A 24,689-nucleotide genomic window follows, 5' to 3' on the forward strand; every position below is an offset into this window, starting at 1 on the left:
AGGGTTTCCGGGAAAAGCCCACCGGATCAGTACGTACGTGTCAGAAGCGGCGTAAGGTAGGCGCCGTTCGCGTTCTCGGCCCCCAGGAGCAGCATCGATGTCCCTCACCCCATGCGGTTTCGCCCGTACGCCGGAGAAGGGGCTCGCCCGGCTCCTCTGGCGTGGCGGCGCATGGGTCGTGGACGGGCCGGAGGAGCCCGGGGAGGCGGAGCTGCGGGCGCTGCGCGGGCTGGAGATCGTCTGGCCCGGCCAGGAGGCGCCGCTCGACGGCGTCATGCGGCTGGCCGCCGCCGGGGTGCCGCTGACGGCCTCACAGGCGCCCGCCTGGGTGCCCGCGGAGCTCGCGGCGCTGGTGACCGACCGCGCCTGGCTGGCGCACGAGCCCGACGGCACCGCGCGGTGCGTGGCCGACCTGCGGCGCGAGGAGCACAGCATCCGGCTGCGCCGGCTGGCCGCGCCGCGTCACCCCGCCGCGCCGCTGGTGAGCGTGGTGATGGCGACCAAGCGGCCGGAGTTCGTGGCCTCGGCCCTGGGCCGGATCGCGCGTCAGCGCGGGGTGCGGGCCGAGGTGGCGCTCGGGCTGCACGGGGTCGCGTTCGACCGGGTGCGGGAGGCGGTCGAGGACTGCCAGCTGCCGGTGAGCTGGGTGGAGGTGGACGCCGGGGTCCCGTTCGGTGAGGTGCTCAACCGGGCCGCCGCGCTGGCCGGCGGCGACCACCTCACCAAGTGGGACGACGACGACTGGTACGGTCCCGACCACCTGGCCGACCTGCTCATGGCGGCCGCCTACTCGGGGGCCGACGTGGTGGGGGTCACGGGTGAGTTCCTCTATTTGGAGCCGCTCAATCTGACGATCAGGCGGACGACCTTCGCGAGCGGGGCGGCGTACGTGAGCGAGGTGTTCGCGGATCACGTGGCGGGGGGGACGATCATGCTCTCCCGGGACAGATTTCAGGAAATAGGGGGTTTTCCTGTTTTGTCGGAAGCAGTGGATCGAGAGTTTCTCAAGGCCGCGGCCGAAGCCGGGGCGCGCGTCTACCGCACCCACGGGCTCGGGTACGTGCTGCGCCGCGGACTGAGCGAGCAGCACACGTGGCGGCTGCCGCTGGCCCACTTCGTCAAGGTCGCCGCCAACCAGTGGCACGGCTTCCGCCCCAGCCTGCTGATGGAAGCGGCATGAGAGTACGCGGCAACGACTACCGCTCGATCCGGCCGGCCGGGAACTTCACGCCGGAGCTGCGGGTGAGCGTGATCATCCCTGCCTACGGCGGCCAGCACCAGCTCGACCTGGTGCTCGCCGGGCTCGCCAGGCAGACCTACCCGGCCGACCTGACCGAGGTCATCGTCGTCGACAACGGCAGCGACCCGGCCCTGCGGCTGCCCGCCGACCGCCCGCCGCACACCCGGCTGGTCCGCTGCGAGACGCCCGGCCGCGGCAACGCGCGCAACGCCGGCCTGGCCGAGGCCAGTGGTGACGTGATCCACTGGCTCGACTCCGACGTCGTGCCGACCGCGGGAGCGGTCATGGCGCACATGCGCTGGCACCACGCGGCCCCGTACCTCGCCGTGACCGGCTACCTGCGCTTCTCCGAGGCCCCGCTGCCCGACACGCTGCCCGACGACCTCGAAGCGCACTTCGAACCCGCCGAGCCGCACGCCTGGATCGTCCGGCTGATCGAGCGGACCAACGGGCTCACCGACACCTTCGACCGTCCCTTCAGCCTGCACGTCGGCGGCGCCACCTCCGTCAGCGCCCGGCTGGTCGAGGCCGCCGGGCCGATGGACGGCGAGCTGGTCCTCGGCCAGGACACCGAGATGGGCTACCGGCTCATGCAGGCCGGGGCCGTGTTCGTGCCCGAACCCGAAGCTCTCGCCTACCACCTCGGCCCCACCATGCGGATGCGCCACCAGGAGCGCATCGACCGGGTCAGCTACGCGTTCGTGGGCGACCGCGTCCCCGCCTACCGCTGGCTGCGCCGCCATCCCGGCAGGCAGTGGAAGATCCCGTACCTGGAGGTCCTGGTCGACGGGACCGCCGGGTACGACACCGTGCGCGCCACGGTGGACGCGCTGCTCGCCGGGACGCACCACGACCTGCGCGTGGTGGTGCTCGGGCCCTGGGACACGCTCCGGCGCGACCGCCGCGCCCCGCTCCAGGACCCGAACCTGGAGCTGGCGCTGGTCCAGGGCCACTACGCGTTCGAGCCCCGGGTGCGGCTGGCCACCTCCCACCACGCCGACCCGGCCGTGCCGTACGTGCTGCGGCTGCCGCCCGGCTGGGTGCCCGGCGAGGACACCGTGGCCGCGCTGCTCGAACGCGCACGCACCGACGGGCTCGGCCTGCTCAACGTGCTGCTCGACGAGACGCCCGGCGGGGTGGTGGCCGCGCGGCTGGAGTACGCCGCGTCGTTCGCCAGGGCGCGCCTGCTCGCCGGTCCGGGCGAGGAGCTCGACGACGTGGTGGACGAGGTGTCCGGCGTCGCCTGGGCGGCCGGAGAGAGCTACGGGTTCGCCACCGAGCAGCCGGAGCCGCAGGGCCGCCGGAGCGCGTACCGGGTCCGGCTCAAGGCCAAGGCCGAGACGGAGCGGCTGGGCAAGGAGGCCGAGCGGCTGCGGGGCGAGGTGGCCAGGTGGCGTGACGAGGCGGGCAAGTGGCGCAAGAGCGCCGTCGAGTACCGCAGGGAGATCGCCGCGCTCCGCAAGGAGGTGGCGGGCCTGCGCCGCGACCTCGCCGCCGCCGAGCGCCGCCAGCGCACCCTCCGCACGGCTCTCTCCGCCCGCGTCAGACGCGCCCTGCGCAAGTGACGCCCGCCCCGGTCACGTACGGCGACGTCCCGTACCGGGAGTGACGCGGACGCGCGGCGAGGTCAGCCGGGGCGCAGGGCGGACCTGAGGCGGGCCAGCAGGGTGCGGTCGGGGGAGGGCGGGGCCTGGATGGTCACCGGGGCCGGGGGCTGCGCCTTCGGCCGGGGCCAGTAGCGGTCGGGAGTGACGTGACGCACACCGTGGGTGGTGTCGATGATCGCGTCCAGGTCCTCGCCGGGCCGCGCCAGCAAGAGGGCGCGGCCGAGCGCCGAGGTGCGCTCCAGCCGGGCCTCGCGGCCGTCCGGCAGATCCACCGCCAGGACCCCGATCAGGTCCTTCTGCGCCGTCTCGATCAGGCGTTCCAGCGTGACCCGGTGCAGCGGCACGTCCACCGGCCCCCGGTAGCGGAACGGCGCCGGGGCCGGGGTCGGCGCGGCCTCGTCGATGAGCCTGATCCGGTCGTCGTGCCCGAACAGGTCGCGCATCAGCCGCAGCTCGAAGCACGGGTCCGACAGCACCGACCGCCGGCCTTCCCGCAGCCGCGACCACGGCCCGACCAGCGTCACCACCACGTCGTGCACCTTGCCGTCGAGCGCCGCCGACACCGCCCGGCGCACGACCGGCTCCGCGGTGTCGGTGACGTCCAGCACCACCTCCACGTACGGCGTCAGCCACCGCCGCCCCCGATCCTTGCGCAGGTCGCGGCGGAGCGGCACGCGGTGCGCGAGGTACGGCTCGACGGCCCGCACGGCGCGCTCCCGCTCGCGGTGCTGCGCGGGCAGCCCCAGATGGACGGCCCGAGCCCGCGTCTCCGGTACGAAGACGACGCCGTGCATCGCCAGCCGGTAGGCGAACTCGGTGTCCTCGCCCCGCGGCACGTGCGGGTCCAGGCCGCCGACGGCGTCGAACACCTCGCGCCGCAGGGCGACCGTCGGCCCGGTGCAGACGTGGTAGGGGTTGCGGCTTTTGCGCAGCCCGTCGGTCTTGGCGATCGTCGCCTCGGTCGAACTGGGCACCGCCTCGCCGAGGTCGAACAGCTCGTCCAGCGCGCGGGCCCGGAACACCTCGCCCGCGGTGAGCGGCGGCGGCTCGACGAACTTCTTCATGCCGATCGTGACCAGGTAGTCGGTCACGTGATGCCAGCGGGCCATCGCCTCGATGTGCTCGCGGCAGGGCACCATGTCCGCGTCCAGCCGCTGGATGATCTCCCCGTCGGCGGCCTTGACGCCGGTGTTGACCGCGTTCGAGATGCCCCAGCCGCACGCCGGCCGCACGATCCTGGTGTTGTCCGGGCGGATCTCAGGAAGCTCGACGGGCGGCTCGCCGCCGTCGTCCACGACCACGACCTCCATGAGGTGGCCCGGGTAGGTCTGCGCCGCCAGCGCGGCGAGCGTCAACTCCAGGTGGGGCCCGCCGTGCACGGGTATCACCACGCTCACGGACAGGGCCGGTGACCAGGCGCCGAGCTCGGGCGGCGGCAAGGCTGAATAGTCGTTCTGCGGCAAAGCAGGACGCGCGTTCATATGGTTGACCCCCTGCCGAGACCCTATCGGGAGATGCTGGGAATTTGCTGAATAATGGCTTTGGCGAGACCAGGCTGTCAGGGCCTTGACAACTCTCCCCGGCCGCCTCGCACCCCTGCCCACCCCGTACACTCGGTGCCGAACACCGCAGGTAGGGAGACAGTCATGAGCAGGTCCTGGCGTGGCCTCATCGAGGAGTACCGCGAGCGTCTTCCGGTCACCCCCACGACGCCGGTCGTCACGCTGCTCGAAGGCGGCACGCCGCTGGTGCCCGCGCACCGCGTCTCCGCCCTGACGGGATGCGAGGTCTACCTCAAGGTCGAGGGCGCCAACCCCACCGGCAGCTTCAAGGACCGCGGCATGACCATGGCCATCAGCAAGGCCGTGGAGGAAGGCGCCAAGGCCGTCATCTGCGCCTCCACCGGCAACACGTCCGCCTCGGCCGCCGCCTACGCCGTCCGCGCCGGCCTCACCTGCGCCGTCCTGGTGCCGCGCGGCAAGATCGCGATGGGCAAGCTCGCCCAGGCGCTCGTCCACGGCGCGACCCTGCTGCAGGTCGAGGGCTCGTTCGACGACTGCCTGGAGATGACGCGCAAACTCTCGTCCAACTATCCGATCGCGCTGGTCAACTCGGTCAACCCGTTCCGCCTCCAGGGGCAGAAGACCGCCGCCTTCGAGATCGTCGACACGCTGGGCGACGCCCCCGACATCCACTGCATCCCGGTGGGCAACGCGGGCAACATCTCGGCCTACTGGATGGGCTACCAGGAGTACGCCGACGACAAGGTGGCGGCCACCCGCCCGCGCATGTTCGGCTTCCAGGCCAGCGGCGCCGCGCCCATCGTCGACGGCGCCCCCGTGACCCGCCCCCACACCATCGCCACCGCCATCCGCATCGGCAACCCCGCCTCCTGGCAGCTCGCCACGGCCGCCAGGGACGAGTCCGGCGGCCTGATCCACAAGGTCACCGACCGGCAGATCGCCGCCGCCTACAAGCTGCTGGCCCAGGAAGAGGGCGTCTTCGTCGAGCTGGCCTCGGCAGCCAGCGTGGCGGGCCTGCTCCAGGCGCACGCCGAGGGCCTGGTCGACCCGGGGCAGCGGATCGTCTGCACGGTCACGGGCAACGGGCTCAAGGACCCCGACTGGGCCATCTCCGGGGCTCCCGCGCCGGTCACCATCCCCATCGACGTCCACGCGGCCGCCTCGGCCCTCCACCTGGCCTGACCCCGCGCGTTCCGCGACTCTGTGAGACCTACGGGCCGTGGCCCCCGCGCGAGGAGACAGGGAGACGGGCGTGGGAAGGTCGTCGTCTCCGTGGCCGGAGATGTCGCGCGGCTCCGGAGTCGTCCGCCTGCACGGGGTTCGCGGTGTATGGAGGCGACGCCGTCGATGAGCTTGTTCAGGGGGCTTACGGTATTCACGGGGAAAGGTGAGGAATGAGAACCGTCGAGGTACGGGTGCCGGCCACGTCCGCCAATCTCGGGCCGGGGTTCGACGCGCTCGGGCTGGCGCTGACTCTGTACGACCACGTCGAGGCCGCGGTCACCGATGAGCCCGGCGTGACCGTGGAGGTCGAGGGCGAAGGCGCGGGGCAGGTCGACTCCGGCGAGGGCCACCTGGTCGTCAGGGCCATGCGCAGGACGTTCGACCGGATGGGCGCGGCCCAGCCGGCCGGGATCCGGCTGCGCTGCCGCAACCGGATCCCGCACGCCCGGGGGCTCGGCAGCTCGTCCGGGGCCATCTGCGCGGGGATCCTCGCCGCGCGGGCGCTTGGCGGCGGCGAGCTGGGCGACGACGCGGTGTTCGCGCTCGCCACCGAGATGGAAGGCCACCCCGACAACGTCGCTCCGTGCCTGGCCGGCGGCCTGACCATCGCATGGAGCGAGCACGACGACGCACCGCGTATGGTGAAACTGACACCTGATGCGGCCGTCCGTCCCGTCGCGATCGTCCCGCCGACCCGCCTCGACACGGAGACCGCTCGGGGGTTGCTGCCGAAGGACGTGCCCCACAAGGACGCCTCCTTCAACACCGGCCGGGCCGCGCTGCTGATCGCGGCGTTGACCCAGCGGCCGGATCGGGAGTTGCTGCTCGCCGCCACCGAGGACCGTCTCCATCAGCCCTACCGCGCGCCTGCGATGCGGGAGAGCGCTGATCTGGTAGAACGGCTCCGTACAGTGGGCGTGCCCGCGGTCGTCTCGGGAGCGGGGCCCACGGTCCTTGCGTTTTCGACCTCGGATACGCAGGATTTGATCGCGCCAGAAGTGGGTACTGACTGGCACATCCAGCTAATGGACGTCGACCCGGTTGGTGCGAGCGTTCAATTCCCCGAGACACGCTGATGCCTCTCTAGACCTTCAGGGAATAGCCGTGTGCGCTGGTGATGTTAGGCTAATAGCCGCACCAGGTGCCCCCTTGTTGGGTGCGTGCTTGTCAGCCACACATCGCTGCATCATGCTTCACGTCGCGAGGCGTGAGCAGCGCGGCTGTCTCCCCGGAATCCGTCGCCTCCGGTTGGCCCACACCCGGTTGGCCCGACGTGAGGTGGCGACGACGGGGACCAGCGCGTTCGATCACCTCGACATCTGGTTGTCGGCAGCAATCTGGGGGGTCTCATCCACGCGCCACTGTCCTGTGGCGACCTGGACGAGCCCCTTGCCTAGAGTGGCGACCGTCCTCAGCGGCGGCCGAAGATCGCAAATGTGCACCCCGAGCCGGTCTGTCCCGCCGGATCGCAAGCACCTCCGGGACGCCCGGCCGAATGAAGCCGGCGCCCGACCCCTGGGAAGGACCTTTTAGTTGAGCGACACCACCGAACTCCTCTCCGACGCACCAGGCACAACTGCGGCGTCCGGCGACACCCCCACTCGCGCCGCGGCCAAGCCCCGCGCGCGTCGCTCCGGCACCGGCCTGTCCGCCAAGGTGCTGCCCGAGCTGCAGAAGATGGCTGCCGAGCTGGGCATCAGCGGGACCGGGCGGATGCGGAAGAGCCAGCTCATCGCGGCCATCCAGGAGAAGCAGGGTGGCGTTTCCGGAGAAGGCGCCCCGGCGATCGCCGACGCGCCCGCCGTGGCGGACGCGACGCCCGCCGTGGAGCGCCCCGCCCGGGCGCGCAGGGAACGCTCCCGCACCAAGGCCGCCGAGGAACCCGCCCCGCAGGCCGCCGAGCCGGTGGCCGAGGCGGCTGTCGTGACCGCGCCCGCCGAGCCCGTCGTGGCCCCGGCCGAGCCCGTCATCGAGCAGCCCCCGGCCGACAACCAGCAGGGCGACTCCCGCGCGGACCGCGGCGAGAGCCGGCGCGAGCGCCGCAGCCGCGGCGAGCGCCGCGAGCGCGGCAACGACCGTGGCGACCGCGGTGACCGTGGCGAGCGCGGCAGCGACCGCGGTGACCGTGGCGAGCGCGGCAGCAACGACCGTGGCAACGACCGTGGCAGTGATCGCGGCAGTGATCGCGGTGGCGACCGTGGAGGCGACCAGCGGGCCGCCGACGCGGGCAGCCGTGGCGACCAGCGTGGGAACGACCAGCGCGGGAATGACCAGCGTGGGAATGACCAGCGCGGGAATGACCAGCGCGGCGGCGACCCACGCGGCGGCGACGGTGACGACGATCGCGGCGGCCGCAGCCGCCGGGGCCGCTTCAGGGAGCGCAACCGCGGCCGGGGCCGCGACCGCTTCGACAGCACCGAGCCCGTGATCGGCGAGGACGACGTCCTCATCCCGATCGCCGGCATCCTCGACATCCTCGACAACTACGCCTTCGTCAGGACCAGCGGCTACCTTCCGGGCAGCAACGACGTGTACGTCTCGCTCGCCCAGATCCGCCGCAACGGCCTGCGCAAGGGCGACGTCATCACCGGCGCCGTACGCCAGCCGCGTGAGGGCGAGCGGCGCGAGAAGTTCAACGCCCTGGTCCGCCTCGACACCGTCAACGGCATGGACCCGGAGCAGGCCCGCAACCGGCCGGACTTCAACAAGCTGACGCCGCTCTACCCGCAGGAGCGCCTGCGCCTGGAGACCGAGCCGAACATCCTCACCACGCGGATCATCGACCTCGTCTCCCCGATCGGCAAGGGCCAGCGCGGTCTCATCGTCTCGCCGCCGAAGGCCGGCAAGACGATGGTGCTGCAGGCGATCGCCAACGCGATCACCCGCAACAACCCCGAGTGCCACCTGATGGTCGTGCTCGTGGACGAGCGGCCCGAAGAGGTCACCGACATGCAGCGTTCGGTCAAGGGCGAGGTCATCCACTCGACCTTCGACCGTCCCGCCGAGGACCACACCACGGTCGCCGAGCTCGCCATCGAGCGCGCCAAGCGCCTGGTGGAGCTGGGCCACGACGTGGTCGTCCTGCTCGACTCGATCACCCGGCTCGGCCGCGCCTACAACCTGGCGGCCCCGGCGTCCGGGCGCATCCTGTCGGGTGGTGTCGACTCCACGGCCCTCTACCCGCCCAAGCGCTTCTTCGGCGCCGCCCGCAACATCGAGAACGGCGGCTCGCTGACGATCCTCGCCACGGCCCTGGTCGAGACCGGGTCCAAGATGGACGAGGTCATCTTCGAGGAGTTCAAGGGTACCGGCAACATGGAGCTCAAGCTCAACCGGTCCCTGGCCGACAAGCGCATCTTCCCCGCGGTGGACGTCGACGCGTCCGGCACCCGTAAGGAAGAGATCCTCATGGCGCGGGAAGAGCTCCAGGTCGTCTGGAAGCTGCGCCGGGTGCTGCACGCGCTCGACATGCAGCAGGCGCTGGAGCTGCTCCTCGACCGGATGAAGGACACCAAGTCCAACGCGGAGTTCCTGCTCCAGGTGCAGAAGACCACGGTCAACAACGACCGCGACTAGCGGCGGACGACCGGCAGGCGGCGGGGACGTCCCCGCCGCCTGTTCGCGTCCGCGGCGGCGCCGGCCCGGCGGGAATGCGGGGCGGCGCTGGACGGTTGAAGGATCTGGCACACTGGTAGCTGACCGATTTTCGCGGTACCGGCTCCCGCCCTCTGCGCTCCGTCGCACCTGCCTGGCGACCCGGCGACCGCACCCGAAAGGACAGCCATGAAGCGCGACATCCATCCTGACTACCACGTGACGCAGGTGACCTGCTCCTGCGGCAACACGTTCACCACCCGCAGCACCGCCAAGAACGGCGTCATCCACGCCGACGTCTGCTCTGCCTGCCACCCGTTCTACACCGGCAAGCAGAAGATCCTCGACACCGGTGGCCGGGTGGCGCGCTTCGAGAAGCGCTTCGGCAAGAAGGCCTCGGGCAAGTAGCTTCACCGACGCCGGCCCGACGCACGACCGTGCGGCGGGCCGGCGTTCTTGGTTGAACTCAGCCCACACGACGAAGGACCCGACGGTGAACCTCGACGAGTTGCTCAAGGAATACTCCGAGCTGGAGCTGCAGCTCGCCGACCCCGCCGTGCACGCCGACCAGTCCAGGGCCCGCACGCTCGGCAAGCGCTACGCCCAGCTCACCCCCATCGTCACCACCTACCGGGAGCTGGAGGCCGCCCGCGACGACCTCGTCGCGGCCAAGGAGCTGGCCGGCGAGGACGAGGGGTTCGCGGCCGAGGCGAAGGAGATCGAGGAGCGCCTGCCCAAGCTCGAAGAGCGGCTCAAGCACCTGCTCATCCCGCGTGATCCCAACGATGACAAGGACATCATCATGGAGATCAAGGCGGGCGAGGGAGGCGAGGAGTCCGCGCTGTTCGCCGGCGACCTGCTGCGCATGTATCTCCGCTACGCCGAGCGGATCGGCTGGAAGACCGAGATCATCGACAGTCAGCCGTCCGACCTGGGCGGCTACAAGGACGTCACCGTCGCGATCAAGGCCAAGGGCGACGAGGGCGTGTGGTCCAGGCTCAAGTACGAGGGCGGCGTTCACCGCGTGCAGCGGGTGCCCGTCACCGAGTCGCAGGGCCGCATCCACACCAGCGCCGCCGGCGTGCTCGTCTACCCGGAGGCCGAGGAGGTCGAGGTCCAGATCGACCCCAACGACCTGCGCATCGACGTCTACCGCTCCAGCGGCCCCGGCGGGCAGAGCGTCAACACCACCGACTCGGCGGTCCGCATCACCCACCTGCCGACCGGCGTGGTCGTCTCCTGCCAGAACGAGAAGAGCCAGCTGCAGAACAAGGAGTCGGCGCTGCGCATCCTGCGCGCCCGGCTGCTGGCCGTGGCCCAGGAGGAGGCCGACGCCGCCGCCCAGGCCGAGCGCAAGTCGCAGGTGCGCACCGTCGACCGTTCCGAGCGGATCCGCACCTACAACTTCCCCGAGAACCGCATCTCCGACCACCGCGTCGGCTTCAAGGCGTATAACCTCGACCAGGTTCTCGACGGAGAGCTCAACGCCGTCACCCAGTCCCTCATCGACGCCGAGATGGCGGAGAAGCTCGCACAACACTCATGACATTTCTGCTGGACGAGATCGCCCTCGCCACCGCCCGGCTGGCGGAGGCGGGTGTGCCGTCCCCCCGCACCGACGCCGAGGAGATCGCGGCGTTCGTCCACGGCGTGCGCAGGAGCGAGCTCCACACCGTCAAGGACGCCGACTTCGACGCGCTGTTCTGGGAGGGCGTCGCGCGGCGTGAGGCCCGCGAACCGCTCCAGCACATCACCGGCCACGCCTACTTCCGCTACCTCGACCTGGCCGTCGGCCCCGGGGTCTTCGTGCCCCGCCCCGAGACCGAGGTGATGGCCGGCTGGGCCATCGAGACGCTGCGCGCGATGGACGTCACCGCGCCGCTCGTCGTCGACCTCGGCACCGGCTCCGGCGCGATCGCGCTGTCCATCGCGCAGGAGGTGGCGCTGTCCGAGGTGCACGCCGTCGAGGTGGACCCCGACGCCTACACCTGGGCCAAGCGCAACATCTCCGAACACGGTCAAGGCCGCACCCACCTGCACCCGGAGGACCTGGCCGAGGCCCTGCCCGAGCTCAACGGCAAGGTCGACCTGGTCATCTCCAACCCGCCGTACATCCCGCCCGGAGCCGTGCCGCGCGACCCCGAGGTGCGCGACTACGACCCGGTCCGGGCCCTCTACGGCACCGGAGACGACGGTCTCGGCGAGGTGCGGGCCGTCGAGCGCACCGCGCGCCGCCTGCTGCGCCCCGGCGGCTGGGTCGCCGTCGAGCACGCCGACGAGCAGGGCAGGGCCGTCTACCTGCAGTTCTCCGAAGACAACGGCTGGCGCGACGTGCGGCTGCGCCAGGATCTCACCCGCAGGGATCGATTCGTCACCGCACGGCTCGGCCAGGACTAGGATGCACGCCAGCGGCGCGGCCCTCCGGACGACGCCGAACGAGGGGAAGGAGGCGGCCTCGCAGGACACCGCCCGCGGGCGGAGTGAGGCAACGAGACCGTGACCAAGCGCTTTGACTGCAGCGACCTCGACCAGCGGGCGGAGGGCCTCCGGGAGGCCGCAGAAGCCGCCCGGCGCGGCGACCTCGTCGTGCTGCCGACCGACACGGTGTACGGGATCGGCGCCGACGCCTTCACCGCCGCGGCCGTCACCGCACTCCTGACGGCCAAGGGCCGCGGCCGTGACATGCCGCCGCCCGTGCTCGTCGGCACCGTACGCGCCGCGAACGCCCTCGTCGAGGACCTCGGCCCCTACGGGCAGGATCTGATCGACGCCTTCTGGCCCGGGCCGCTGACCCTCGTCTGCAAGGCCAACCGCGCCCTGTCGTGGGACCTCGGCGACACCAAGGGCACCGTCGCCCTGCGCATGCCGCTCCACCCGGTGGCGCTCGACCTGCTCAAGGAGACCGGCCCGCTGGCCGTCTCCAGCGCCAACCGCTCGGGCTCCCCGGCCGCGGTCACCGCTGAGGAGGCGGAGCAGCAGCTCGGCGACTCCGTCGCCGTCTACCTCGACGGCGGCAAGTCCGGCGACAACACCCCGTCGTCGATCCTCGACCTGACCACCGCCGTACCGAGGCTCCTGCGCCGCGGCGCCATCCCGGTGGAGAAACTGCGCGGCATCATCGGGTACGTCGCCACCGACGCCTGACCGATACCGTCTGCTTATCCCGCCTGCGTGGTGGGCGGCGGCCCGCATACGGTGAGACCCGGGAGCAGCGACGTCCGGGAGTGGCCCATGGGCAAGTTCGACGGCATGGATCCCCAGCTCGTCCGCGAGCTGCTGGCGGAGACCAAACGGGCGGCCGTCGACCTGCGGGAGACCGAGGGGCGCGTCTCGCGGATCATGTCCAGGGCGGGCCTCCCCCTCCAGACCACGCATCGGCCCGTGCAGGTCGCGGAGGAGGCGGACCGGATGGTCAAGGACGTCTCCGCCCGCCTGGACCTCCTGGAGAAGCGCGCCGCCGGCGAGAACCGCCGCACCGACCCTCCCACCGACGGCCCTCGTGACACCCAACCAGACGCCCGCGACCCCAAACCGGACCCCGACGGCCGGGGTGAGAAGCCCGGCGCGGATGGGCGGGATGAGAAGCCTGGCGCGGATCGGCGGGATGAGAAGCCGGATCGGAGTCAGCCGGAAGGCCGGGACGGTAAGCCGGACCCCGACGCCCGGGGCGAGAAGCCCGGCGCGGATGGGCGGGATGAGAAGCCTGGCGCGGATCGGCGGGATGAGAAGCCGGATCGGAGTCAGCCGGAAGGCCGGGACGGTAAGCCGGACGCCGACGGCCGAGGGGAGAAGCCCGACGCGGATGCCCGGGGCGAGAAGCCCGACGCAGATGGGCGGGGCGAGAAGCCCGACGCGGACCGGCCCGATGCCAAGCCCGATGGGGATGGCGAGCGGGACGGGAAGTGCGACGACACCGGGGCGCGTGATGACAGGCTCGGTCAGGGCAAGCCGGACGCGGATCAGGGGGCGCCGGACGCCGAGCGGAGGGAGCCGTACCCGGACACCGGGGAGAAGCCCGATGCGAGGGATCAAGAGAAGCCGGACGTGGGAGACCGGGGGACGCCGGAAGAGGACCGGTCCGGCGCCAGGCCGGAGGATGACGGCCGGCGGGACGGGGTGTGCGACAACCGGCCGGGGACCGAGAAGCCCGACGTCGGCGAGCCGAGAGACGGATCAAATCAGAACATCGCCGACACCCCGGCCAAGGATCACCCGGACGACATCGACACCACCAGGCCCCGGGTCGTCGAGGTCGACGGGGTCAAGGTCATCCAGGTGCCTCTCGATCCGCCCACAGCGAGGGAACTGGAGAGCCTGCTCGACAACCTCGACCGTGCCCAGCCGGCCGACATGCCCACCGTGGGCGGTCCCTGCGACGACGGAGCCTCCCGGGACGCCTCGCCTGGCGAGGGACGGTCAGTTCCGGAGAACGGCCGGGACGCCTCACCTGGTGAGGGACGGTCCGTTCCGGAGGGCGGCCGGGACGGGTCGCCTGCTGAGGGGCGCGGTCCCGAGAACGGCCAGAACGCCCCCTCGCGCGACGGCGGCACCGGCCTGGTGGTTCCACCCACCCCTGCCCCTGACGGCGGCGTCACGGCCGTCGTGAGCATCGACGTCCCGCTTCCTGACGACGGGGCCACGGCCGCTGTCAACGCATCGCTTTCTGACGATGGGGCCGCGGCCGCGGTCGTCGTCGACGCGTCGCTGGGTGGGGACGCGGTCGGCGTAGGCGTGGATGCCGCCCTTCCTGACGGTGCGACCTCGTACGGCGACCTGTCGTTCGCCGGAAGGGAAGGGGCGCGGTCCGGCGGGGGTGATGCGGCGGTCACCGCGGAGGAGTTGCGTGCGCTGATCGAGAACGCCGCGGACGGCCCGCCGATGGAGACGCCGGGCGCCGAGGTCCTGGACTGGGGGCCGGGTGCCGATGGTCCGCCGGGGCAGGTCGAGCCCGGTGGGCCGCGCCGGAGTGACGATGGGAGGAGCGCTTGATGTACGTGGATCCGCCCGCGCCGCGTCCCCGCGAGCTCGGCGAGATGCCGCCCGCCACCGCGACCGGTCCGCTGGACGAGCAGCCCAGGGTGTGGGAGTTCAACCCTGAGTACCAGCGGCTGGTCACCGCCTGGCAGGAGGCTCTGCCCCTGCTGGAGCAGCTCGCGTCCGCCGTGGACAAGGTCTACGCCAGGGCCAGGAGTCCGCAGACGTGGGACGCCCCGGTGGGTTCGCGCTATGTCGAGGACATCGGCCAGTGGCGGAACAGGGTCGCCCTCTACCGCCAGGCCGTGCTGACGGCCATCAGCGACGAGGCCGCCGACACGCCGCGGTGGATCCCCGCCCCCGCCGGCGCGCCGCACGCCTTCTCCTGAAGGAGGCGCCAAACTAGGACAAAGAGGTACGCCGCCGTACAGTGGGGTCATGGGTGCAGGACCCTTCTACGGCCCGGACTTCGGGCTCCTGGAGGAGCGGGACCCGGAGCTGGCCGGCGTGCTGCTCGACGAGGTCGAGCGGGTGCGCGGCGGCATCCAGCTCATCGCCAGCGAGAACTTCGCCTCGCCCGCCGTCCTGGCCGCCCTGGGCTCCACGCTGAGCAACAAGTACGCGGAGGGCTATCCGGGCAGCCGCTACTACGGCGGCTGCGAGGTCGTCGACCGGGCCGAGAGGCTGGCGGTGCGGCGGGCGCGCGAGCTGTTCGGCGCGGACCACGCCAACGTGCAGCCGCACTCGGGCTCGTCCGCCAACCTCGCCGCTTACGCGGCGCTGCTGCAGCCGGGCGACCGGATGCTCGCCATGGCGCTGCCGCACGGCGGCCATCTCACGCACGGCTCGCGGGCGAACTTCTCCGGCCGGTGGTTCGAGGTGGCCTCGTACGGGGTGCGGCGCGACACGGAGCTGATCGACTACGACGAGGTCAGGGACCTGGCGCTGCGGCACCGGCCCAAGGTGATCGTGTGCGGGGCGACGGCCTATCCGCGGCTGATCGACTACGGGGTGTTCCGGGGGATCGCCGACGAGGTGGGGGCGTGGCTGATGGCGGACGTGGCGCACCCGATGGGGCTGATCGCGGGCCGGGCGGTCCCGTCCCCGGTGCCGTACGCGGACGTCGTCACCTTCACCACCCACAAGACGCTGCGCGGCCCGCGCGGCGGCGGCATCCTGTGCACGGACGAGCTGGCCGCGCGCGTCGACCGGGCGGTGTTCCCGTTCACGCAGGGCGGGCCGATGATGCACGCGGTGGCGGCCAAGGCGGCGGCGTTCGGGGAGGCGATGCGGCCGGAGTTCGCCGCGTACGCCCGGCAGGTGATCGCCAACGCGCGGGCGCTGTGCGCGGCGCTGGCGGAGTCGGGGATGCGGCCGGTCGCCGGCGGCACCGACACCCACCTGGCGCTGATCGACGTGCGGGCGCTCGGGGTGACCGGCGCCGAGGCCGAGCGCAGGTGCGCGGCGGCGGGCATCACCCTCAACCGGAACGCGATCCCGTACGATCCCGAACCCGCGCGGGTGACCTCGGGCGTCCGCGTGGGCACACCGTGCGTCACCACGCAGGGTCTGGGACCGCGAGAGCTGGAGGAGGTGGGGACGCTGGTCGCCCGGGCGGTGCGTGAGCCGGAGGCGGCGGCGGACGTTCGGGAGCGGGTGTTGGCGCTGTCGGCCATACATCAGCCTTATATGAGCCAATAATAAGCTGGTCTGTGTCGTTTTCCGGTCACAGGCGGCCGGAGCATCCGGGAAACTAGGTCCGTGCGCGAATACCTGTTCATGGCACTCATCGCGGCGGCGGTGACGTATCTGCTGGTCCCGCTGGTGCGCCGCTTCGCGATCCGCATCGGCGCCGCCCCCGAGATCCGCGAACGCGACGTGCACACCACGCCCACGCCCAGGCTGGGCGGCCTGGCGATGTACGGAGGTCTGGTCGTCGGGCTGCTGGTGGCCGGCCAGCTGGACAACACCGGCGAGGCGCTGGCCGCCTCCGACGGCGAGCCGGTGCTGGCCCTGATCGTGGCGGGCGGCCTGATCACGCTGACCGGCTTCCTCGACGACTGGTGGGGCATGGACCCCTTCATCAAGCTGGCCGGGCAGATCGCCGCCGCCGGGGTGCTGGTCCACTTCGGGCTGCGGCTGACCTACATCCCGCTGCCGAAGGACTGGGGCGGCTCCACCAGCCTCGACTACACACTGAGCACGATCATCACGATCCTCGTCGTGGTGGTGGCGATCAACGCGGTCAACTTCGTCGACGGGCTCGACGGGCTCGCGGCGGGCATCGTGTGCATCGCCGGCATGGCGACCTGGGCCTACTCGATCTACCTCGGCCAGAACGTCAGCGGTGACCGCATCACCACCACCGCCGCCATCTCCGCCGTGCTCATCGGCGCCTGCGTCGGGTTCCTGCCGCACAACTTCCACCCGGCCAAGATCTTCATGGGCGACACCGGCGCCATGCTGATCGGGCTGGTGCTGGCCTCGTCGCTCGTCACGGTGATGCCGGTGGACCCGTCGGTCATCGAGGGCATCAACCGGTTCGGCGTGCTGCTGCCGCTGCTGGTGCCCGCCGCGGTGCTGGTGCTCCCGCTCATCGATCTGATAACGGCCGTGGTCCGCCGCACCTCCTACGGGATGTCGCCGTTCGCGCCCGACCGCGGCCACCTGCACCACCGGCTGATGGACATCGGCCACTCCCACCGGCAGTCCGTGCTCATCATGTACGCGTGGGCGTTCCTCTTCGCGTTCGGCATCTTCGCGATGTCGGTGGTCAGCGTGCCGGTGCTGGCCTTCCCGGTGGTGATTCTGCTCGCGCTCGGCGTGCTGGTGCTGATGGCCCTGCCGCGCTGGCGCGGCCGGGGCGGCGCGCACGCCTCGCGGGACAAGCCGTCGAGCGACGACGACGACGGCCCGCCCACCGGGCCGATGCCGCCGGTGAGACCGGAGACCGAGTTCGGCCGGCGGGTTCCGCCGCCGGGCGGGCCACAGGAGCCGACCAGCACCGATCCCCACTCGGTCATTCCGCTCTATCCGGGCCGTCCATGATCGCGCACTAGAAACGGCAGGTAAAAGCGGTCTTCTGTGAGCTTGTGATATCTTTCACGAGCAGGGCCTCCAGACGCTCGTGTCCTGGAGGTAGCAAACGCTCGCTTGATAACTGGCTGATGGAGCACCGATGCAGGCCAACGACGTGCGCGTACTGAAGAGCGCCGCGCTTCCCACCCTTGGGGTCGGGGCGATCGCGCTGGTCGCGGCCTTCGTCCTCGCCGGTGCCAAGGGAGCGCTGGGCGCCGCGATCGGCGTGCTCCTCGTGTGCGTCTTCTTCAGCGTCAGCGTGGTCGCCGTGTCGTACGCCGCCCGCGTCTCGCCCCAGCTGATGGCCATCGCCGCGATGGGCAGCTACCTCGTGAAGGTCATCGTCATCATGCTGATGCTGGCCACCTTCGGCGACACCACGCTGTGGAATCCGCAGGCGTTCGCCTGGACCGTGGTGGTCTGCACCATCGTGTGGACGGCCTTCGAGGTCCGCGCCTTCCTCAAGACCAAGATGCTGTACGTCGACCCCGACGCCAAAGTCCCCGGACAGGGCGACCGATGAGCCTGGTAAAAGACGGGGTCCGATATGACTAGTCCTCTGCCCGCCTGCTATCGTCAGGGCCGCGATGAGCGAACAGGAACGCCGACCGGAGACAGACGGTCGCGACTTCGCCGACGCCATGTGGTCAGTCCCCAGCTATCTTCTCGCCGGGATGGCGGTCTACGGCGGCATCGGGTGGTTGCTGGACCGCTGGCTCGACATGTCCGCGTTCTTCCCCATAGGCATCGTGCTGGGGCTGGTGCTGGCCGGCTACGCGGTCTACCGACGGCACGGTCGCTAGCCCCGCGCCGCGACCACTTCGCCGAGGAAACTCCTGTGATCCACTACGACGTTGAAGGGAACGCCGCGTGAGTGCGCTGACGGTCCTAGCACCACCGGGCGGAGAGTTCCGGGCGCCGACGCCCGACGAACTGTTCAACCTGGGTCCCATCGCCGGCATCGCCTGGCTGACGAAGCCGGTGCTGCTCGCCATCCTGAGCTCGATCCTGGTGATCGGCTTCTGCTGGGCGGCCTTCGCCAGCCCCAAGCTCGTGCCCAGGGGGGTCCAGAACGTCGCCGAGTACGGCTACATGTTCGTCCGCGACCAGGTCGCCCGCCCCTTCCTGGGCAAGGACGCCGACCGGTGGATGGGCCTGCTCGTCAGCGTCTTCTTCCTGGTCCTGGTCTGGAACGTCATGGGTGTCATCCCGTTCATCCAGTTCCCGGTCGCCTCGCACATCGCCTTCCCGGCCGTGCTCGCGATCTCGATCTACGTCCTCAAGGTCTACCTGGGCGTCAAGCACCAGGGCGGCATCGGCTACTTCAAGAACATGATGTTCCCTCCGGGACTGCCGAAGGCGATCTACCTGCTGCTGGCCCCGATCGAGTTCCTGTCGAACATGATCATCGCGCCGTTCACGCACGCGGTGCGACTGTTCGCGAACATGTTCGCGGGGCACATGCTGCTCGCCTTCTTCAGCATGGTGGGCTTCTGGTTCCTCTTCGAGAAGCTGACCCTGCCGGGCTCCGCCGTCGGCCTCGTCGGCGTGGTGATGACCATCATCCTCACCGGCTTCGAGATGTTCATCCAGTTCCTGCAGGCTTTCCTCTTCGCGATGCTGGCCGCGATGTACATCGGTGGCGCTCTGCACGCGGAGCACTGAGAACCACATACCGGAATATCCATGACCGGTGAGACTCCACTTCACCGGCCGTCCCAGTAAAGGAAAAAGAGCAATGGGTCTTCTCGCTGAGGTCTCCGGCAACGTCACCGCCATCGGTTACGGTCTCGCCGCCATCGGCCCCGGCATCGGCGTCGGCATCATCTTCGGTCAGGGCGTGCAGGCCATCGCGCGTCAGCCCGAGGCCTACGGCCTGATCCGCCAGAACATGCTCCTCGGCTTCGTTCTCACCGAGGCCCTCGCCCTGATCGGTCTGGTCGCGCCGTTCATCTTCGCGGCGCTCTGACGACCAGAAGAATCCCCTGACGAAAGGCTGCACCCATGATCATGGCAGCTACGCTCCACGCGGTGGTGGCTGAAGAGGGCACCAACCCTCTTCTCCCGCACACCTATGAGCTCGTCGTCGGTATCTTCGCGTTCCTGGTCGTCGTCCTCGTCGTCGGCAAGATCCTCGTCCCGCGCGTCCAGAAGACGCTGGCCGAGCGGACCGACGCCATCGAGGGCGGCATCAAGAGGGCGGAAGAGGCCCAGGCCCAGGCCCAGGCCCTGCAGCAGCAGTACGCCGAGCGGCTCGAAGAGGCCCGGCGAGAGGCGGCCCGGCTCCGCGAGGAGGCTCGCGAGCAGGCCGCGCAGATCAAGGCCGAGCTCCGCGAGGAGGCGCAGGCCGAGGCCCGTCGCCTCGTCGAGGCCGCGCACGCCCAGATCGAGGCCGACCGCCAGGCGGCGTTCGCCCAGCTCCGCACCGAGATCGGCCGCCTGTCCACCGACCTGGCCGGCCGCATCGTCGGCGAGTCGCTGGAGGACGAGGCCCGGCAGAGCCGCATCGTCGACCGGTTCCTCGACGAGCTGGAGAGCTCCAACGCGCAGGCGGTGCGCTAATGCGCGGCATGAGCAGGACGTCGCTGGCAGAGGTCGAGGAGCGCTTCAACGCGGTCGCGGGCAGCGCCGACCTCGGCGCGCTCTCCGACGAGCTGTTCGCGGTCGCGGATCTGCTCGACCGGGAGCACGGCCTGCGCCGGGCGCTGTCCGACCCGGCCAAGCCCGCCGAGCAGAAGGCGCAGACCGTGCGCGTGCTGCTGGAGGGCAAGGTCAGCGAGGCCGCGGTGGCCACCACCCAGGCGGCGGTCTCGGCCCGGTGGTCGCGCGTCGGTGACCTGGCCGACGTGCTGGAGCGGCTCGGCGTCGTCGCGGCGGCCGCCGAGGCGGAGAGCCTGAGCCGGCTCGACGACGTGGAGGACGAGCTCTTCCGCTTCGGCCGCATCGTGGCCGCCAACCCGGAGCTGCGCCGCGCGCTCAGCGACGCGGGCGCTCCTCAGGAGGGCAAGCGCGAGCTGCTGCGGTCGCTGCTCGACGGCAAGGTGACGCCGAGCACGTTGCGGCTCGTCACGCAGGCCGTCGCACATCCGCGAGGACGTAGCCTGGAAGCAGGGCTGGAGGAGTTCGGCCGCCTGGTGGCTCAGCAGAGCCGGCGCCTGGTCGCCGTGGTCCGCAGCGCGGTCGAGCTGAGCGAGGAGCAGAAGCGGCGCCTCGTCGCGTGGCTGCGCGCCTCCTACGGACGTGACGTGCACCTGAACGTCGAGGTGGACAAGCAGGTGCTCGGTGGATTCTCGGTCCGCATCGGCGACGAGATCATCGACACCACCATTGTGGGACGAATCGAAGAAGTCCGCCGCCGGTTGGCCGGCTAGGCGAAGAGGGAGACAGAGTAGAGATGGCGGAGCTTACGATCCGGCCGGACGAGATCCGGGACGCGCTTGAGCGCTTCGTCCAGGCGTACGAACCGGAAGGCGCCGCGCGCGAGGAGATCGGGACCGTCGTCGACGCCGGCGACGGAATCGCCCATGTCTCCGGCCTTCCCTCGGCGATGGCGAACGAGCTGCTCGAGTTCGAGAACGGCACGCGCGGCCTGGCACTGAACCTCGACCCCCGTGAGATCGGTGTCGTTATCCTCGGCGAGTTCGCCGGCATCGAGGAGGGCCAGACGGTCCGCCGGACGGGCGAGGTCCTGTCCGTGCCCGTCGGCGACAACTTCCTCGGCCGCGTCGTCGACCCCCTGGGCAAGCCACTCGACGGCAAGGGCGCGATCGAGCACGAGGAACTGCGGGCCCTGGAACTGCAGGCCCCGTCGGTCGTCCAGCGGCAGCCCGTGAAGGAGCCGCTGCAGACCGGCATCAAGGCGATCGACGCCATGACCCCGATCGGCCGCGGCCAGCGTCAGCTGATCATCGGCGACCGCGGCACCGGCAAGACCGCGATCGCCGTGGACACGATCCTCAACCAGCGCGAGGGCTGGCTGTCGGGCGACCCGGCCCGCCAGGTGCGCTGCGTCTACGTCGCCGTCGGCCAGAAGGGCTCGACGATCGCGCAGGTGCGGTCCCGTCTCGAGGAGGCGGGCGCGATGGAGTACACGACCATCGTCGCGGCCCCGGCCTCCGACCCCGCGGGTTACAAGTACATCGCCCCCTACGCCGGTTCGGCCATCGGCCAGCACTGGATGTACCAGGGCAAGCACGTTCTCATCATCTTCGACGACCTCACCAAGCAGGCCGACGCCTACCGCGCCGTCTCCCTGCTGCTGCGCCGCCCGCCGGGCCGCGAGGCGTTCCCCGGTGACGTCTTCTACCTCCACTCCCGTCTCCTGGAGCGCTGCGCCAAGCTCTCCAACGACATGGGCGCGGGCTCGATGACCGGTCTGCCGATCATCGAGACCAAGGGCAACGACGTGTCGGCGTTCATCCCGACCAACGTCATCTCCATCACCGATGGCCAGTGCTTCCTGGAGACCGACCTGTTCAACGCGGGCGTCCGCCCCGCGATCAACGTCGGTATCTCCGTCTCCCGAGTCGGCGGCTCCGCCCAGGTCAAGGCCATGCGCAAGGTGGCCGGCACGCTCAAGCTCTCCCTGTCGCAGTACCGCGACCTGGAGGCGTTCGCGGCCTTCGCCTCCGACCTCGACGCCGCCTCCCGGGCCCAGCTGGACCGCGGTCAGCGGCTGGTCGAGCTGCTCAAGCAGCCTCAGTACTCACCGTTCCCGGTCGAGCGTCAGGTCGTGTCGGTGTGGGCCGGCACCACCGGTGAGCTCGACGAGGTGCCGGTCGAGGACGTCCGCCGCTTCGAGACGGAGTTCCTCGACTACCTGGCCTCCTCGCACAAGGGCGTCTTCGACGGCATCCGTGAGACCAAGGAACTGCCCGACGACGCCGTGACCGCTCTCAAGGACGCCATTACGGAGTTCAAGAAGGGCTTCACCACCTCCTCGGGCGAGCTGCTGGTGAAGGACGAGCCGGTGGCGCCGCTCGGCGCCGACGAGGTCGGCCAGGAGAAGATCAAGAAGGTCGTCCGGCCGGCGGAGAAGAAGTAGGACATGGGTGCCCAGCTAAGGCTGCTGCGGCGGCGGATCAACTCGGTCAAGTCGACCGCGAAGATCACGCGCGCCCAGGAGCTCATCGCCTCCTCACGGATCGTGCGGGCGCAGCAACGGATGCAGGCGGCGCTGCCGTACGAGCGCGAGATCACTCGCGCCGTCACCGGCGTCGTCAGCAACGCGGCCAGCGTCGACCACCCGTTGACCGTGGCGAAGGAGAACCCCGCCAAGGCGGGCGTCCTCATCGTCACCAGTGACAGCGGGTTCTGCGGCGGCTTCAACGCCAACGTGCTGCGCGAGGCCGAGGCCCTGCGCGGGCTCATCGAGGGACGCGGGATGCAGTACATCCCGTTCGTCAGCGGAACCAAGGGTGTCACCTGGCACACCTTCCGCCAGCGCGAGATGGGCGGGCAGTGGACCGGTTTCTCCCGGAACCCGTCCTACGCCGACGCCAAGGAGATCGCGAACACGCTGATCGACTCCTTCAAGGACGACAACGGGATCGACGAGATCCACATCGTCTCGACCCAGTTCGTCTCGATGCTCACGCAGAACGTCGTGGTCAGGCGGATCCTGCCGCTGGAGGTCGAGGAGACCGAGGCGACGGAGTCCACCGCGATCCCTCCGTACTTCGAGTTCGAGCCGACCGCGGGCGACGTGCTGGAGTCGCTGCTGCCGCGCTACGTGGAGTCCCGCATCTTCACCGCGCTGCTGCAGTCCGCGGCCTCCGAGGAGGCCGCGCGGCGGCGCGCGATGAAGTCCGCGACCGACAACGCCAACGAGCTGATGCGGATTCTCACGCAGCAGATGAACCAGGCTCGCCAGGCGGAGATCACCCAGGAAATCAGCGAGATCGTCGGTGGCGCCAACGCGCTCGCTGACGCCGCAGCGGGGAAAGAGTGAAATGACTGCAGAGGCTGTTGAAACTGTAGAAACCCCCGCGGCCGGCACTGGCCGCGTGGCACGTGTCACCGGCGCCGTCGTCGACGTGGAGTTCTCCATCGACACGATGCCGGACATCTATAACGCGCTCAAGGTCGACGTGACCCTCGGTGGCGAGACCAGGACCCTGACGCTGGAAGTGGCCCAGCACCTGGGTGACAACCTCGTCCGGGCCATCTCCATGCAGCCCACCGACGGCCTGGTCCGCGGCCAGGCCGTGCTCGACACCGGCGGCCCGATCTCGGTGCCCGTCGGCGACGTCGTCAAGGGCCACGTGTGGAACGCGCTGGGCGAGACGCTCGACGTGCCCACCTCGTCCCTCAAGATCGAGGAGCGGTGGGGCATCCACCGTCCGTCCCCGCCCTTCGACCAGCTCGAGTCGCGCACCGAGCTGCTGGTCACCGGCATCAAGGTCATCGACCTGCTCACCCCGTACGTGCAGGGCGGCAAGATCGGCCTGTTCGGCGGCGCCGGCGTCGGCAAGACGGTTCTGATCCAGGAGATGATCCGCCGGGTCGCCCGTAACTTCGGCGGCACCTCCTGCTTCGCCGGTGTGGGCGAGCGTACCCGTGAGGGCAACGACCTCTGGCTGGAGATGGAGGAGGCGGACGTCCTCAAGGACACCGCGCTCGTCTTCGGCCAGATGGACGAGCCGCCGGGCACCCGGCTGCGGGTCGCGCTGTCGGCGCTGACCATGGCGGAGTACTTCCGCGACGTGCAGAAGCAGGACGTGCTGCTGTTCATCGACAACATCTTCCGCTTCACGCAGGCCGGTTCCGAGGTCTCCACCCTGCTCGGCCGTATGCCGTCCGCGGTGGGTTACCAGCCGACGCTGGCCGACGAGATGGGCGTGCTCCAGGAGCGCATCACCTCGACGCGCGGTCACTCGATCACCTCCATGCAGGCGATCTACGTGCCCGCCGACGACATCACCGACCCGGCCCCGCACAACGCGTTCGCGCACCTCGACGCGCAGACCGTTCTGTCCCGGCCGATCTCGGAGAAGGGCATCTACCCCGCGGTGGACCCGCTCGACTCCTCCTCCCGGATCCTCGACCCGCAGATCGTGGGCGAGGAGCACTACCGGGTGGCCCAGGAGACCAAGCGGATCCTGCAGAAGTACCGCGAGCTCCAGGACATCATCGCCATCCTCGGCATCGACGAGCTTTCCGAGGAGGACAAGGTCACCGTCCAGCGGGCCCGCCGCATCGAGCGCTTCCTGTCGCACCCGATGTACGCGGCCGAGGCCTTCACCGGCCAGCCGGGCGAGACCGTGCCGCTGGACGAGACCATCGCCTCGTTCAAGGGGCTGTGCGCGGGTGAGTACGACCACCTGCCCGAGCAGGCGTTCTTCATGGTCGGTGGCATCGACCAGGCCGTGGCCAAGGCCAAGGAACTCGAGCGCCGCTAAATCGCCCTCTTACGGTGGTGGCGCGGCGGCCGGCCGTGCCACCACCTGA

23 protein-coding genes are annotated in these 24,689 nt (G+C 70.6%); 22 read left to right on the forward strand and 1 reads right to left on the reverse strand.

Features of this window, described 5'->3' with window-relative positions:
• Positions 1-97: 97 nt before the first annotated feature.
• Together ACQEUU_RS10420 and ACQEUU_RS10425 are read left to right on the forward strand one after the other, a co-directional pair.
• Positions 98-1,180 carry a glycosyltransferase family 2 protein gene (locus tag ACQEUU_RS10420; protein WP_433063528.1) on the forward strand — a complete coding sequence of 361 codons (1,083 nt, stop codon included), beginning with the start codon at positions 98-100 and terminating at the stop codon, positions 1,178-1,180.
• The gene (locus ACQEUU_RS10425; RefSeq protein ID WP_433063531.1) at positions 1,177-2,805 is read left to right on the forward strand and encodes a glycosyltransferase; all 1,629 of its coding nucleotides are present in this window, start codon (positions 1,177-1,179) and stop codon (positions 2,803-2,805) included. Before ACQEUU_RS10420 ends, ACQEUU_RS10425 begins: the two co-directional genes overlap by 4 nt.
• Before the next feature lie 62 nt (positions 2,806-2,867).
• On the opposite strand, the gene ACQEUU_RS10430 is transcribed toward ACQEUU_RS10425, so the two are convergent.
• Positions 2,868-4,286, reverse strand: a complete 1,419-nt coding sequence (locus tag ACQEUU_RS10430) for a glycosyltransferase (RefSeq protein ID WP_433063534.1) — start codon at positions 4,284-4,286, stop codon at positions 2,868-2,870.
• A 207-nt stretch (positions 4,287-4,493) separates the two neighbouring features.
• Here ACQEUU_RS10430 and thrC point away from each other — a divergent pair, with 207 nt between their 5' ends.
• The 20 genes from thrC (at position 4,494) to atpD (ending at position 24,640) form a co-directional block, all read left to right on the forward strand.
• On the forward strand, positions 4,494-5,552 hold the full coding sequence (thrC, locus tag ACQEUU_RS10435; protein ID WP_433063537.1) for a threonine synthase: 1,059 nt from the start codon (positions 4,494-4,496) through the stop codon (positions 5,550-5,552).
• Positions 5,553-5,764: 212 nt separating this feature from the next.
• The gene (gene thrB, locus ACQEUU_RS10440) at positions 5,765-6,670 is read left to right on the forward strand and encodes a homoserine kinase (protein WP_433063540.1); all 906 of its coding nucleotides are present in this window, start codon (positions 5,765-5,767) and stop codon (positions 6,668-6,670) included.
• Positions 6,671-7,127: 457 nt separating this feature from the next.
• Positions 7,128-9,170 carry a transcription termination factor Rho gene (gene rho, locus ACQEUU_RS10445; protein ID WP_433063543.1) on the forward strand — a complete coding sequence of 681 codons (2,043 nt, stop codon included), beginning with the start codon at positions 7,128-7,130 and terminating at the stop codon, positions 9,168-9,170.
• Positions 9,171-9,377: 207 nt separating this feature from the next.
• A complete protein-coding gene (gene rpmE, locus ACQEUU_RS10450; RefSeq protein ID WP_148033924.1) occupies positions 9,378-9,596 on the forward strand; it encodes a 50S ribosomal protein L31 in 219 nt (72 codons plus the stop codon).
• A gap of 85 nt (positions 9,597-9,681) precedes the next feature.
• Positions 9,682-10,734, forward strand: coding sequence for a peptide chain release factor 1 (gene prfA, locus ACQEUU_RS10455; protein ID WP_433063546.1), 1,053 nt, complete (start codon positions 9,682-9,684; stop codon positions 10,732-10,734).
• On the forward strand, positions 10,731-11,585 hold the full coding sequence (gene prmC / locus ACQEUU_RS10460) for a peptide chain release factor N(5)-glutamine methyltransferase (RefSeq protein WP_433063549.1): 855 nt from the start codon (positions 10,731-10,733) through the stop codon (positions 11,583-11,585). Before prfA ends, prmC begins: the two co-directional genes overlap by 4 nt.
• 99 nt (positions 11,586-11,684) lie before the next feature.
• Positions 11,685-12,332, forward strand: coding sequence for an L-threonylcarbamoyladenylate synthase (locus tag ACQEUU_RS10465; RefSeq protein WP_433063552.1), 648 nt, complete (start codon positions 11,685-11,687; stop codon positions 12,330-12,332).
• Between the two features lie 27 nt (positions 12,333-12,359).
• Positions 12,360-14,177 carry a hypothetical protein gene (locus tag ACQEUU_RS10470; protein ID WP_433063555.1) on the forward strand — a complete coding sequence of 606 codons (1,818 nt, stop codon included), beginning with the start codon at positions 12,360-12,362 and terminating at the stop codon, positions 14,175-14,177.
• On the forward strand, positions 14,177-14,551 hold the full coding sequence (locus ACQEUU_RS10475) for a hypothetical protein (protein WP_433063558.1): 375 nt from the start codon (positions 14,177-14,179) through the stop codon (positions 14,549-14,551). Before ACQEUU_RS10470 ends, ACQEUU_RS10475 begins: the two co-directional genes overlap by 1 nt.
• Before the next feature lie 49 nt (positions 14,552-14,600).
• Complete coding sequence (glyA, locus tag ACQEUU_RS10480) at positions 14,601-15,863, forward strand: serine hydroxymethyltransferase (RefSeq protein ID WP_433063560.1); 1,263 nt, start codon at positions 14,601-14,603, stop codon at positions 15,861-15,863.
• A gap of 60 nt (positions 15,864-15,923) precedes the next feature.
• Entirely contained in the window at positions 15,924-17,210 is a 1,287-nt protein-coding gene (locus ACQEUU_RS10485; protein WP_433063563.1) for a glycosyltransferase family 4 protein, read from the forward strand.
• A 130-nt stretch (positions 17,211-17,340) separates the two neighbouring features.
• Positions 17,341-17,763 carry a hypothetical protein gene (locus ACQEUU_RS10490; RefSeq protein WP_433063565.1) on the forward strand — a complete coding sequence of 141 codons (423 nt, stop codon included), beginning with the start codon at positions 17,341-17,343 and terminating at the stop codon, positions 17,761-17,763.
• A gap of 64 nt (positions 17,764-17,827) precedes the next feature.
• Positions 17,828-18,043: an AtpZ/AtpI family protein gene (locus ACQEUU_RS10495; protein WP_270156404.1), complete on the forward strand. Its 216-nt coding sequence runs from the start codon at positions 17,828-17,830 to the stop codon at positions 18,041-18,043.
• Between the two features lie 67 nt (positions 18,044-18,110).
• Entirely contained in the window at positions 18,111-18,905 is a 795-nt protein-coding gene (atpB, locus tag ACQEUU_RS10500; protein WP_433063568.1) for a F0F1 ATP synthase subunit A, read from the forward strand.
• Positions 18,906-18,978: 73 nt separating this feature from the next.
• Entirely contained in the window at positions 18,979-19,209 is a 231-nt protein-coding gene (atpE, locus tag ACQEUU_RS10505; protein ID WP_433063570.1) for an ATP synthase F0 subunit C, read from the forward strand.
• Positions 19,210-19,244: 35 nt separating this feature from the next.
• Entirely contained in the window at positions 19,245-19,802 is a 558-nt protein-coding gene (locus ACQEUU_RS10510) for a F0F1 ATP synthase subunit B (RefSeq protein WP_433063573.1), read from the forward strand.
• A complete protein-coding gene (locus ACQEUU_RS10515; RefSeq protein WP_433063576.1) occupies positions 19,802-20,611 on the forward strand; it encodes a F0F1 ATP synthase subunit delta in 810 nt (269 codons plus the stop codon). The genes ACQEUU_RS10510 and ACQEUU_RS10515 overlap by 1 nt, the downstream gene beginning before the upstream one ends.
• A gap of 23 nt (positions 20,612-20,634) precedes the next feature.
• Complete coding sequence (atpA, locus tag ACQEUU_RS10520; RefSeq protein WP_433063578.1) at positions 20,635-22,284, forward strand: F0F1 ATP synthase subunit alpha; 1,650 nt, start codon at positions 20,635-20,637, stop codon at positions 22,282-22,284.
• 3 nt (positions 22,285-22,287) lie between these two features.
• Positions 22,288-23,190, forward strand: coding sequence for a F0F1 ATP synthase subunit gamma (locus tag ACQEUU_RS10525; protein ID WP_433063581.1), 903 nt, complete (start codon positions 22,288-22,290; stop codon positions 23,188-23,190).
• 1 nt (position 23,191) lies between these two features.
• Positions 23,192-24,640 carry a F0F1 ATP synthase subunit beta gene (gene atpD / locus ACQEUU_RS10530; RefSeq protein WP_433063583.1) on the forward strand — a complete coding sequence of 483 codons (1,449 nt, stop codon included), beginning with the start codon at positions 23,192-23,194 and terminating at the stop codon, positions 24,638-24,640.
• Positions 24,641-24,689: the final 49 nt, after the last annotated feature.

The sequence above is a fragment of the Nonomuraea sp. CA-218870 genome (assembly GCF_050936535.1).
Taxonomy (GTDB): domain Bacteria; phylum Actinomycetota; class Actinomycetes; order Streptosporangiales; family Streptosporangiaceae; genus Nonomuraea; species Nonomuraea corallina.